The following is a 13,173-nucleotide window of genomic DNA, read 5'->3' on the forward strand; positions in this document are numbered from 1 at the left end:
ATTAATACCTTCTCCAGACGGTCCGCATCACATAGTCGCGGTAGCTATGTATGATACGCACTACTTTCTCTGCTACATTTGGCATACTATAGTCTGAAACAAGCCGCATGCTGCGCTCCGCACCGCGACTTTGTTCTTCCAGTACGTGTAAGCCCTGCATCACACGCTCGATCTCCAGGCCTACCATCATTACAGCAGCTTCCTCCATCCCCTCAGGACGCTCATGCGCCTCCCGAATATTCAACGCCGGGAAGTTAAGAATAGAGGACTCTTCGTTGATGGTGCCACTGTCGGACAGAACCGCCTTGGACTCCAACTGCAACTTGTTATAATCCTTGAAACCGAGAGGCTTGAGTAGCTGGACATTTGAATGAAACTTCACGCCGAGCTCATCAACTCGTTTTTTTGTACGCGGATGCGTGGAGACGATAACCGGATATCCATAATGCTCAGCGACGCCATTAAGAGTCTCGACCAGCTTGCCGAAATTTTTATCCGAATCAATATTTTCCTCGCGATGTGCACTGACTACGAAAAACTTGCCCTTTTCCAAGCCAAGGCGAGAAAGAACATCTGACTCTTCAATACCCTCACGATAATAATTTAACACCTCAAACATAGGACTACCGGTTTTTATAACCATATCAGGCGAGAGCCCCTCCCGAAGGAGATAATCACGTGCAATCGTACTGTAAGTCAGATTAATATCGGCAGTATGGTCGACAATTCGACGGTTGATTTCTTCAGGTACACGCATGTCAAAGCAACGGTTACCGGCTTCCATATGAAACGTCGGAATTTTCCGTCGCTTTGCCGGAATCACGGCCATACAACTATTTGTATCACCCAGTACCAACAGAGCTTCAGGCAACACTTCAGACAGAAGTCGGTCGACGCCAATGATTACATTACCTATTGTTTCGGCCCCGCTTGCACCCGCCGCGTTCAAAAAGTGATCAGGCTTTCGGATACCTAGATCCTGGAAAAAAATCTCGTTCAATTCGTAATCATAATTCTGCCCAGTGTGAACAAGAATATGATCACAATACTGATCCAAGGCGGCCATCACACGCGACAAACGAATGATCTCTGGACGGGTCCCTACGACAGTTACAACCTTTAATTTTTTCATTTCAGAAACCACGCTGAATAATAATTAAACAACCATGAATCCATCGAGACCACAACAAATCAACGAATCCAAGCTGAAACTCTTATAATTAAAAGCCTTATTGAATAGACGTAGCTACTGGACGAGTGTAGGTATCCGGGAGCTCGCGATCAAAAATCTCATTGGCCCAAAGCATGACTATCATCTCCTCCCCCCCCACATTCGTGATGTCGTGAGTCCACCCCGGAACAGTTTCCACTATTTCCGGCTTTTCACCCGATGTGAATAACTCGTAAAATTCACCGGAAACAATATGGCGAAATCTAAAACATGCCGTACCTTTAATCACCAGAAATTTTTCAGTTTTCGAATGATGGTAATGCCCACCGCGAGTGATTCCAGGATGAGCTGTAAAATATGAGAACTGACCGCTATCAGCCGTTTTTAGCATCTCAACAAATACACCCCGAGAATCTCCATACTTGGGAACTTCATAAGTAAAGCGATCCGGGGGAAGATAACTGACGTAGGTAGAGTAAAGAGCCCTTATCAACCCTTTCCCCACTGGCTCAGTAATTAACGTATCTCGGCTATCACGAAATGCCTCCAGCTGCTTTGCCAGTGCCCCTACACTAATAGTGTACGTAGGCTCTACGGTAGCAAAGCGCCCAGATGAAAGCAGCCCATCCATCGCGGCAATGAAGTGCCTGACAACATCATCTATATAGACAAGATCAATTTTCGCCTGAGCATCGTGAATCTGTATTGGCAAGCCCTGAACAGTATTATGACAAAACGTAGCAACAGCAGAGTTATAGTTAGGACGTGCCCACTTACCAAAAACATTTGGCAGTCTGAATACGTAGACCTTTATACCGTAATTATCGGCCAGTTCGGTCAACGCCGCTTCAGCTCCGCGTTTACTATTACCGTAAGCATTGTCCAGCTCGGCCTGACTAGAAGAGGTATAAAGGACAGGAATCGAGCGACCGCTCAGCGCTACAGCATCACAAATTGCGCGAGTCAAGTCGGTGTTACCAGCCTTGAACTCTTCGGGATTCTGCGGACGATTAACACCCGCCAAATGGAATACAAAATCCACTTGCGTGAGCAAGCTAGGTAATTGAGCAACGTCATCCTCTCGAGTAAATCGCAGGATTTCTACGTCGCTGCGCTCACCTAGGTGCGCTATGAGATTCTTACCGATAAATCCGTTGGAGCCGGTAATTAGCACCTTCATTTCCTACTCCTCAGGTGTTGCTTGTTCGCCGCGTTGAATTGCGCGCATGAAATTAAGCTTAAGCAATAGCTCTTTCATACCCTCCACATCCAACTGAGTAGTGTTATGGGAGTTGTAATCTTCCGAGTGAGATATTTTTTCTTCACCTTCCTCTACGAATTTTGAGTAGTTCAAATCACGCAGATCAGGCGGTACTCGGAAATAATCACCGCGGTCTTCGGCACAAGCCATCTCCTCCCGACTCAGCAATGCTTCGTAAAGCTTCTCACCATGCCGAGTACCAATGACCTGGATCGGATGCTCTGGAACTTTAAGCATCTGCGTTAACGCCCTGGCAAGCGTTTCTACCGTCGCTGCTGGTGCTTTCTGTACGAACAGATCGCCATTGTTACCATGCTGAAAAGCATACAACACCAAGTCCACCGCATCGGCCAACGTCATCATGAAGCGGGTCATGCTCGGATCAGTTAGGGTCAAAGGCTTCCCATCACGAATCTGCTGAATGAACAAAGGTATCACCGAGCCGCGTGACGCCATTACATTGCCGTAGCGCGTACCACAGATCACGGTCTTCTCATCGTCAGCACTGCGCGACTTGGCAACCATCACCTTTTCCATCATGGCCTTTGAAATACCCATCGCATTGATCGGGTAAACAGCCTTGTCGGTGCTCAAGCAAACTATGCGCTTGACATCGTTCTGAATCGCAGCCTCCAAAACGTTTTCAGTACCCAAGACGTTTGTCTTCACCGCTTCCATTGGATGAAATTCACACGAGGGCACTTGTTTTAAAGCGGCAGCATGAAAGACATAGTCTACTCCACGAGTTGCGCTCAAGACACTTTGATAATCACGCACATCGCCAATATAAAATTTCAGCTTTGGATTTGCGTAGATCTTACGCATATCATCCTGCTTCTTTTCATCTCGACTAAAGATACGAATCTCAGCGATATCAGTATTCAAAAACCGTTTAAGTACCGCATTACCAAAAGAACCAGTCCCGCCGGTGATCAACAATTTCTTACCGTTAAAAATGGTCATTTTTTTCCTCCATAAAACTTATAATTTTTCGTCCGACGGCAGAGCTGGACTTATTCCTCAGAAGCCAGACTCTACCATATTCCGCCTTTTTGAACAAAACCTGTCGATTAGCCGCGCAAAAATCTGTCAACGCCGCGCAGATCCCTTCAGACGTGGAGTCCTCAATAACATTTAAGAACTCAAAATACTCTTTGGGTATTCCGTCAAGTCGCGTGGTGAGAACAGGTATCCCGCTGGCCATGTACTCCAGCAGCTTGGAAGGGAATGAGTACCGTGTGTAACGTTCTTGCGGATTCCTGGTTAAAATCAAACACGCCGCCCTAGCCTGTATACTCTCAACCTCTTTTGCACTCAAGAAGCCTAAATATTTAATTGACGAATGACACTTAGACACTTCTGAAAGATATGATTCCAGTTCACCGCGACCACACAGCCAAAGCTCGTAGCCAGTATTCGCCTTAATAAAGCCTTCGACCAACTCTACAATTCCATAGGCTTTACTGAGGCCTCCGGCATAGAAAATGATGCCGCTCTCTTCTTCCTTGGGTACATTGTGAGATGCTTCGCTTGCTGAGTTGACGATACCTTCAAGAACCATGAACGGTTTTTTCGACCACCTAGAACTATCAGCAACCATATACTCACTAGCAACAAAAACTCCCGCGGATCGAGAAATCAGATTATCGATCAACCAACTATCTATCTTTTTTAAGACCCTCGTAACAAGGAGCCTGCCTACTCCCATATCCATATAAATGGGAAGGTCAGGTATATAAACAAAATAATTAACGCCCAGGAATTTACGGAATACATACGCAGCGACCAGGTTTGGCGTATGAGCAGCGTAAACGCAAACCATATCTGTTTTGGATTTTCGCAGACGAAAGAGTCCATAGAGAGTCCCGAGCAGGCGACTGAACATTTTTAGCATCGGCAGATTGAGAAGAGGGACAATACGGCAACTGCCTTCGCTACTGACCTTCTGCATACCAGGAAAAAATATCCTTTTATTTCGTGGATATGTAGAGACCGCAATGCTCGCAACGGTATTTACGAAAGCACCACCCAAGCGCATAGCGTCGAGGAATCTACCCTCAAGCTTATATGCAGCTACTTGAGGAAAGGAATCACCTTTTGAGTACTTCTCAAAATACTCGTCCCCAACATAGAACCCCAACAAGACAATATTTTTTCTCATCCCGACCTTCTTGAAACTAACCAGAGCGACCAAAGCCATCTGCCTGCGCACCCATGCAACACGAACCAACCAAATAAATACGTACGCATAACATGCAGCAACAAGGCGAATATCCAGCCACCGAAACCCTACCGAACCAACGTGATAACGTATACCGATTATAGGGTAGCCTTCATGAACTCACCCCACCTAACGCCCTTCCAGAAGGAAATAAGCGAAACAATCGAAAAGCCTACTATCCAATAGATGGACACTTTCCACCAAAGACTATCCCCCCATTCAAGTTGCAAACTTAAATGCAAAGCATAACCCACAGAAAAAGCCAAAGATGACACTATCATAGGAAATGTAAAAGCTTTGTACACATTGAGCCGTTTATACATACTGGCAACGACGAAGCCAAAATAAATAAATTGAGCCAGGAGCACACCCAAGGATATGCCATAAAGCCCCCATAACATTCCACCAACCCAAGCCAATCCAATGGACATAATCGCGGCCCCCAGTGAAAGATATGCAAGCAATTTCATCCGTCTATGCACCTCAAGCCGCTTTTGAAAATAAACAGCCGTACTATTCAAGAAAACTCCCAAAAAGGCATAGAAAATAATTATTATAGAAGTTCCAATTTTTTTGCCCGTCATTCGCTCAAAAAACTCAAAACCGACAAAGTACAGAACGCACCACAAAAGAGAAAATGCCACAATCAGCAAGCTGGAAGAACTCTCTATAATTTCTATAGCAAATTTGCCCTCCCGAAACTTGTTAATTACAAATGGGTGAACCATCATCAACAGAGGCATGCTTAGAAGCCCTGCACCACCAACAAAAAGATCTTTTAAAGATAAATATGAGTCCCCATATTCAACTCCATAATGTCCTATTGCAAAGCGATCAGCCCCCGCCATCACCAACATGCCTAGAATCCATGGCGAAAGCGCGGCACCATATTGATAGACAAGCTTGAAATCATGCTTAAATAGCTCAACACTTGAGAACGGATTGGAAACCTTATAAAAACGCAATACACAGAAAAGCATATATAGAACTGAAACAGTATAGCCGGCCACCGATGCGAGCAGGGCGTACCTGAAATCAATATCTACATACCTAAAAAAAAGCATTACCAATCCAATCTGGGTAAGGGTCTGTAGAAGAACGGCGACAAGTTGCTGCTTTACCAAGAAGCCCGCTTGACACGTCGACGAAAGGAAAAAGAATAAAATCTGACTAAAACACAACAACCAGACATAGACAAAAAAACCTTCCCCAACGACAAAAAATACAGATACGATTGCTGCCAGGGAAGATGCGATCGGAGCAATAAACAAAATCATGCATATGCAATTCGAAGTAAATGAGCCTCGTTCCTTCACCCCAGAATAATAATAAATGAATGAATTCCCTACCCAACCAGCGCATAATTGAGCAGCAATCAAAGAACAAAATACACTTACCGAATAACTTATGTACTGCCCTTCAGGAAATGATCTATACAGGAAGAAAACTAAAAAAACACCTGATACAGCTGGCACCATCTTTACCGGAACATAGAGCAATAGCTTTTGAAGAAAAACACTCATAACTCTCTGATCCACCCAAGGTTTTTCTCATACAAGAATAGATAAAACAATGTTAAGCCACAGAGGCAGCTTCATTTAGAAATATTTCAGAAAGGATCGCATGTTTACAATTTATGGGCAAGATGGCACCGTGCTACTGCTCATGAGCAAAAAATGAGATAAATCGACGGAACAGACGATCACCGAAGCAGACGCCTCAAACAATCACCATACCGCCAGCCGACGCCCCTCCTCCTAGCCTCTGTACGAAGGCCTTGATACTCGTTCATGCTGTGTTGAAAACAGCCTCGGATGCTCATGTACTCCAGTACAGTTGGACGCGTCCCCGGCCGTTCCTCGGCTGTTTTCGCCTTGCCTGACCTTCGTCTCAAGACCTTTCGTACAGAGTCTAGGAATGGGAGGCAATTTGGAGACCGAGCGTAGTTTTTTCATAGAACTGCACTAGACGCCCCCAAAAGGTTGAGTAGGTAACAGCAAGACCCCGCCCTCCACCTGCCAGGACTGATTGACCGTCGTCAACGATAAAGAGACAGAACGAAGCTATTCAGTACGCCGCATGCATTCAAGAAGGCGTTGATCGTGCGATTGCGGCACCAGTCCAGCCCAGCACCGTTGACGCGCTGAGGTACAGCCGACTTATATACGTTAGAAAGCGGCCTATGGTATCGACGACAGTTCAGTTTCTAAAGTACCCGCACAAATAGAGTGGAAAACTGTAGGGCGACGCTGACCCTTGTACTTGCCACACGAAAAATCTGCAGCGTACTCCTGGTCGCGAAAGCTATTCAGACTATTTGGCTTTGGAAAATGTTGAGCCTAGGCTATGAACAAAAAACTTCCACCTGATAGACACGGATGCGGCCGAACAAATTTAATACCTTGGTAGCTGGCGAAGAACCACCTGACCATGCTTGCTATTTGGCCATCCCACCCCAGACTCACTCCATTCGCTCTTTACAAACAAGCTTCCGGAAAAGGGATTCCCATGACCTCCGCAACTGAAAACCACATTGCACAATCATGAAAACCTCATCAAGGCCCAAGGTATTGCCCGCCAACGTAGAACTAAAGCTAGCCGGCTTAGATCGAACTCACGAACGGTGACGTTTTCCCTTGATACGTCCGCACAAAAACGCGAAAGAAGGTCCCACCCCCATACCAATGAGCAAAGCAAGTATTACAGCAATCGATACCGGCACGTTCTGTAGAGACCAGCCTAGAAAAGCTAAAGTAAAGCGCTGTTGGTTCTCCAGCACAAATACTAGAACTAACAAAACCAGCAACAATATCAACACGGTAAGTACTGCACGCGAGAGGTTACGCATCATTCTTGATCCAGCACATTCATACCTCCTCATCCTCATTCACCCGATCCCTGAGTTCCTTGCCCGGCTTGAAATGAGGTACGAATTTGCCGTCAAGACTCACGGACTGGCCGGTCTTAGGGTTACGCCCCACCCGTGGCGCGCGGTAATGCAGGGAAAAGCTGCCGAAGCCACGGATCTCGATACGATCTCCGGTCGCCAGGCATTGGGACATTTGTTCAAGCATAGTCTTGATGGCCAACTCCACATCCTTGGATGAGAGCAGCCCTTGATGGGTGACAATTCGTTCGATCAACTCCGACTTCGTCATATTTTTCCCTTCTTTTTCAAGCAGCTAGATCAGTGCTTCGAAAGGTTTTAGCATGCTCCGAGGAATTTGAACAGCCCAAGTATTGACAAATCTTCCACACACCACACCGCTCCTTTTCGGGGCACGCAGTAGAAGCTCTCCCCGCTATCGACACATAACCAGCATCGTCCGCGTCAGATAACCCGCCGGATTGAACCCGAAGGGATACAGGTCTTCATCCTTCGCATCGTCGGATCGGGTAATCACTTTATAACCCGCCCCCTTGCACTCCTTGGCTGCCCGCTTATGACACTTCTCCCAGCCGGAGCCCAACCCCGAGCAATCGATCTCGATACCGCTGACACCGCGTACTGCGTGGGTCTTGGCGCTTGTAGAGCAACCTGCCAGCGTCACTGCTATCAACACAAGAAAGAATCTGTTCATTCAAGTCCTATAGGCGGGAGGCCCATCCAATGCCAAAACAACCTTGGTCGCTATATAGATAATTGATCCGCTTAACAAAAGAGACCGCTGTATCGGAGAATTGGTTTCATCGTAGCAGCCCCCCTGGCGAGACATACCCAGACAGAACGTAGGGATGAACGAAATCGCAGCCACAAAAAAGGGCGACCGAAGTCGCCCTTTTCTACAGAAACTCAGAACTTAGTTCTGTTTTTCTGCTTGTGCAGCACGCAGCAGGTCACCCAGGGTGGTGGCTACTGGAGCATCCGAAGCAACTGGCTTGTCGCGCAGGCTCTGGATAGCTTCTTTCTCGTCTTCAACGTCTTTCGACTTGATCGAGAGCTGGATTACGCGGCTCTTGCGATCAACGCTGATGATCTTGGCTTCTACTTCTTCGCCTTCTTTCAGAACGTTACGTGCGTCTTCAACGCGGTCACGGCTGATTTCGGAGGCTTTCAGAGTCGCTTCGATATCGTCGGCCAGGGTGATGATGGCGCCTTTGGCGTCAACTTCTTTCACGATGCCCTTAACGATTGCGCCTTTGTCGTTCTCTTGAACGTACTCGGAGAACGGATCGCTTTCCAGCTGCTTGATACCCAGGGAGATGCGCTCGCGCTCTGGGTCAACCGACAGGATGACGGTGTCCAGCTCGTCGCCCTTCTTGAAACGACGTACGGCTTCTTCGCCCACTTCGTTCCAGGAGATGTCGGACAGGTGAACCAGACCGTCGATGCCGCCGTCCAGACCAATGAAGATACCGAAATCGGTGATCGACTTGATGGTGCCGGAGATCTTGTCGCCCTTGTTGAACTGGCCAGAGAAGTCTTCCCATGGGTTGGACTTGCACTGCTTGATGCCCAGGGAGATACGACGACGCTCTTCGTCGATGTCCAGAACCATGACTTCCACTTCGTCGCCGACTTGTACGACTTTCGAAGGGTGGATGTTCTTGTTGGTCCAGTCCATTTCGGAAACGTGCACCAGGCCTTCAACGCCTTCTTCCAGCTCAGCGAAGCAGCCGTAGTCGGTCAGGTTGGTAACACGGGCGGTGACGCGGGTGCCTTCTGGGTAACGGGCTTTGATAGCGACCCATGGATCTTCACCCAGTTGCTTGAGGCCCAGGGAAACACGATTGCGCTCGCGATCGTATTTCAGAACCTTGACATCGATCTCGTCGCCAACGTTGACGATTTCCGAAGGATGCTTGATACGCTTCCAGGCCATGTCGGTGATGTGCAGCAGGCCATCGACGCCACCCAGATCGACGAATGCGCCGTAATCGGTGAGGTTCTTGACGATACCCTTGACCTGCTGGCCTTCCTGCAGCGATTCCAGCAGAGCTTCGCGCTCGGCGGAGTTTTCGGCTTCCAGGACACTGCGACGGGAAACGACAACGTTGTTGCGCTTCTGGTCCAGCTTGATGACCTTGAATTCCAGCTCTTTGCCTTCCAGGTGCGTGGTGTCGCGCACTGGACGGACGTCAACCAGGGAACCTGGCAGGAACGCACGGATGCCGTTAACGTCGACAGTGAAGCCGCCTTTAACCTTACCGTTGATAACGCCCTTGACCACTTCCTCAGCTGCGAAAGCCGCTTCCAGAACGATCCAGCATTCAGCGCGCTTGGCTTTTTCACGGGACAGCTTGGTTTCACCAAAGCCATCTTCAACCGAGTCCAGAGCAACGTGAACTTCGTCACCGACGTTGATGTTCAGCTCGCCAGCATCGTTGTAAAACTGCTCAAGCGGGATGAGTGCTTCAGACTTCAGACCAGCGTGAACGGTTACCCAGCGAGCTTGGTAATCGATATCAACGATAACACCGGTGATGATGGAGCCTGCCTGAAGGTTCAGGGTTTTCAGGCTTTCTTCAAAGAGTTCCGCAAAGCTTTCGCTCATTTTAATTCCTGTTGATTAGGGCGAAGAATACGCCCGCCTCCACACCCCAGACGATGTGGGTTAGTTTCATATAGAAGAAGCACCGCAGGACTATGACTGGTCCCCTGCGGAGCTTCCTGGTCACCCGGCGATATCGCGAATGGCGATCTCGCTCATGATGCGTTGCAACACCTGATCGATGGACAACTCCGTGGAATCCAGCTGTATCGCATCAGCCGCCGGCTTGAGCGGGGCTACTGCGCGCTGGGTGTCACGTTCGTCACGTGCACGGATCTCATCTAGCAGACTCGACAGACTAACATCCTCGCCTTTACCCTTCAACTGCAAATATCGGCGACGAGCCCGCTCCTCCGCGCTGGCGGTCAGGAAAATCTTCAATGGCGCGTCTGGAAAGACCACCGTGCCCATGTCGCGACCATCGGCCACCAGCCCCGGCTGCTCCAGGAATGCGCGCTGGCGCTGCAGCAACGCTTCGCGCACCGCCGGCAGTGCGGCGACCTGGGAGGCCCCGGCGCCAACGGTTTCCGTCCGGATGACATCACTGACTTCATCGCCTTCCAGGATGATTCGCTGCAGCTGACCGTCGGTCGCCGCAATGAATTGCACATCCAGGTGCGCCGCCAGGGCCTTGAGCAACTCCTCGTTGGTCAAGTCTACGCCGTGGTTGCTGGCCGCAAATGCGAGCAGGCGGTACAAGGCCCCCGAATCGAGCAGGTTCCAGCCCAACTGCCTGGCCAGCATCCCGGCGACGGTGCCCTTGCCCGAACCGCTCGGACCATCGATGGTGATGACCGGTGCCTTGATGTTCACGACTGTGCCTCTTTTGCCACTCGAATGCCGACCTGCGCGCACAGCGCCAGGAAGTTCGGGAACGACGTCGCGACGTTGGCGCAGTCATGGATGCGAATCGGCGCGCTCGCCCGCAGGGACGCAACACTGAAGGCCATGGCGATGCGATGGTCACCGTGACCATGGACTTCGCCGCCGCCGATCTGGCCGCCGTCGATGATGATACCGTCCGGCGTCGGCTCGCATTTGACGCCCAGCGCCAACAAGCCATCCGCCATCACCTGGATACGGTCCGACTCCTTGACCCGCAGCTCTTCAGCGCCGGTCAGCACCGTCCGCCCTTCTGCACAAGCGGCAGCCACGAACAGCACCGGGAACTCATCGATCGCCAGCGGAACCAGCGCCTCGGGAATCTCGATACCCTTGAGTTTAGCTGCTCTGACGCGAAGGTCCGCCACCGGCTCGCCGCCCACTTCACGTTGGTTCTCCAAGGTGATATCAGCGCCCATCAGGCGCAGGATATCGATCACACCCGTACGGGTCGGGTTGATGCCAACGTGCTCGAGCACCAGCTCGGAGCCCTCGGCGATCGACGCCGCCACCAGGAAGAACGCCGACGAGGAAATATCGCCCGGCACTTCGATGTGGGTCGCGGTCAACTTGCTGCCCGACTCGACCGAAGCCGTAGCCCCGTTCACCGTGACTGGATAGCCGAAGCCACGCAGCATGCGCTCGGTGTGGTCACGGGTCGGCGCCGGTTCGGTGACGGTGGTCTTGCCTTCGGCATAGAGACCGGCCAGCAGCAGGCAGGATTTCACCTGGGCGCTGGCCATTGGCATGGTGTAAGTCAGGCCTTTGAGTTTGTTGCCACCACGGATGACCATCGGCGGACGACCGTCAGCGGCCGTCTCGATGACCGCGCCCATTTCCCGCAGGGGGTTGGCCACGCGGTTCATCGGCCGTTTGGACAACGACGCGTCGCCGGTCAGGGTGCTGTCGAAGTCCTGCGCGGCCAGCAGGCCGGACAACAGGCGCATCGAAGTGCCGGAGTTACCCAGGTAGATCGGGCCTGGCGCAGGCTTGAGGCCATGCAAGCCGACACCGTGGATCGTCACGCGACCGTGGTGCGGCCCTTCAATGACCACCCCCATGTCGCGGAACGCTTGCAGCGTCGCCAGGGCATCTTCGCCCTCGAGGAAGCCTTCCACCTCGGTCACGCCTTCGGCCAGGGAGCCGAGCATGATCGAGCGGTGGGAAATCGATTTATCGCCCGGTACACGAATACGCCCGCTCAGGGAGCCACCAGGTTGTGCCAGGAAAATCAGATCGTTGGAGTTCATAGCGTCCACATAGGCCCGACGGGCCAGGATTTTACTGAAATGCTCGCGGGCCACCCTGGCGCGTGTGAAAACGCCCAGCAATTGGTGCCCGTCCCCTGCATCGACCGCGTCGCGCAAGGCGTCGAGGTCGCTGCGAAATGTATCGAGTGTGCGCAGGACAGCTTCGCGATTGGCGAGGAAGATGTCGTGCCACATGACCGGGTCGCTACCGGCGATTCTCGTGAAATCGCGGAAACCGCCGGCAGCGTAACGGAAGATCTCAAGATTTTCATTGCGTTTGGCCAATGAATCCACCAGACCGAACGCCAACAGGTGCGGCAAATGGCTGGTGGCGGCCAGGACCTCGTCATGACGCCCGACCTGCATGTGCTCGACATCGGCACCCAACTCGCGCCACAAGCGGTCGACCACCGCCAGCGCAGCCGGATCGGTCTGGTCCAGCGGCGTCAATATGACCTTGTGACGGCGAAACAGCTCGGCGTTGGAAGCTTCCACGCCGCTCTGCTCGGAACCGGCAATCGGATGACCCGGCACGAAGCGCGCCGGCATCCCGCCAAAGGCTTCGGTGGCCGCGCGCACGACGTTACCCTTGGCACTGCCGACATCAGTCAGGATCGCCTGGCCCAGGTCCATGCCCGCCAGCCGCGCCAGGAGTTTTTCCATGGCCAGGATCGGCACCGCCAGCTGAATTACGTCCGCTCCCTGGCACGCAGCCGCCAGGTCATCTTCGCAGCGGTCCACCACGCCCAATTCCACCGCCAACGTGCGCGACTGCGGATCCAGGTCGACGCCGACCACCTCGCCGCACAGACCGCTTTCGCGCAAGCCCTTGGCGAACGAACCACCGATCAGCCCCAGACCGACCACCACCAGGCGACCGATCATAGGTGCAGCAG

At 51.4% G+C, this 13,173-nt stretch carries 11 protein-coding genes; all 11 read right to left on the bottom strand.

The features are described 5' to 3' along the window. Window position 1: 1 nt before the first annotated feature. Complete coding sequence (wecB, locus tag CGA22_RS03440; RefSeq protein ID WP_041023794.1) at window positions 2-1,132, bottom strand: non-hydrolyzing UDP-N-acetylglucosamine 2-epimerase; 1,131 nt, start codon at window positions 1,130-1,132, stop codon at window positions 2-4. A gap of 97 nt (window positions 1,133-1,229) precedes the next feature. Continuing rightward, window positions 1,230-2,351, bottom strand: a complete 1,122-nt coding sequence (gene wbjC / locus CGA22_RS03445) for a UDP-2-acetamido-2,6-beta-L-arabino-hexul-4-ose reductase (RefSeq protein WP_041023793.1) — start codon at window positions 2,349-2,351, stop codon at window positions 1,230-1,232. Between the two features lie 3 nt (window positions 2,352-2,354). Then, on the bottom strand, window positions 2,355-3,389 hold the full coding sequence (locus CGA22_RS03450) for a polysaccharide biosynthesis protein (RefSeq protein ID WP_041023808.1): 1,035 nt from the start codon (window positions 3,387-3,389) through the stop codon (window positions 2,355-2,357). Continuing rightward, the gene (locus tag CGA22_RS03455) at window positions 3,382-4,593 is read right to left on the bottom strand and encodes a glycosyltransferase (protein ID WP_188258477.1); all 1,212 of its coding nucleotides are present in this window, start codon (window positions 4,591-4,593) and stop codon (window positions 3,382-3,384) included. The genes CGA22_RS03450 and CGA22_RS03455 overlap by 8 nt, the downstream gene beginning before the upstream one ends. A gap of 158 nt (window positions 4,594-4,751) precedes the next feature. Continuing rightward, window positions 4,752-6,176, bottom strand: coding sequence for a lipopolysaccharide biosynthesis protein (locus CGA22_RS03460; RefSeq protein ID WP_188258478.1), 1,425 nt, complete (start codon window positions 6,174-6,176; stop codon window positions 4,752-4,754). A 1,091-nt stretch (window positions 6,177-7,267) separates the two neighbouring features. Further along, window positions 7,268-7,504 carry a DUF1049 domain-containing protein gene (locus CGA22_RS03465; protein ID WP_370444544.1) on the bottom strand — a complete coding sequence of 79 codons (237 nt, stop codon included), beginning with the start codon at window positions 7,502-7,504 and terminating at the stop codon, window positions 7,268-7,270. Window positions 7,505-7,520: 16 nt separating this feature from the next. Next, window positions 7,521-7,811, bottom strand: coding sequence for an integration host factor subunit beta (ihfB, locus tag CGA22_RS03470; RefSeq protein WP_041024569.1), 291 nt, complete (start codon window positions 7,809-7,811; stop codon window positions 7,521-7,523). A 144-nt stretch (window positions 7,812-7,955) separates the two neighbouring features. Further along, complete coding sequence (locus CGA22_RS03475; RefSeq protein ID WP_041024568.1) at window positions 7,956-8,234, bottom strand: hypothetical protein; 279 nt, start codon at window positions 8,232-8,234, stop codon at window positions 7,956-7,958. 219 nt (window positions 8,235-8,453) lie between these two features. Next, window positions 8,454-10,148: a 30S ribosomal protein S1 gene (rpsA, locus tag CGA22_RS03480; RefSeq protein ID WP_041024567.1), complete on the bottom strand. Its 1,695-nt coding sequence runs from the start codon at window positions 10,146-10,148 to the stop codon at window positions 8,454-8,456. A 120-nt stretch (window positions 10,149-10,268) separates the two neighbouring features. Then, window positions 10,269-10,958, bottom strand: a complete 690-nt coding sequence (gene cmk, locus CGA22_RS03485) for a (d)CMP kinase (RefSeq protein WP_041024566.1) — start codon at window positions 10,956-10,958, stop codon at window positions 10,269-10,271. Further along, the gene (locus tag CGA22_RS03490) at window positions 10,955-13,162 is read right to left on the bottom strand and encodes a bifunctional prephenate dehydrogenase/3-phosphoshikimate 1-carboxyvinyltransferase (protein WP_041024565.1); all 2,208 of its coding nucleotides are present in this window, start codon (window positions 13,160-13,162) and stop codon (window positions 10,955-10,957) included. Before CGA22_RS03490 ends, cmk begins: the two co-directional genes overlap by 4 nt. Between the last annotated feature and the right edge of the window lie 11 nt (window positions 13,163-13,173).

Origin of the sequence: Pseudomonas sp. PSB18 (assembly GCF_014596565.1) — a bacterium.
Taxonomy (GTDB): Bacteria; Pseudomonadota; Gammaproteobacteria; order Pseudomonadales; family Pseudomonadaceae; genus Aquipseudomonas.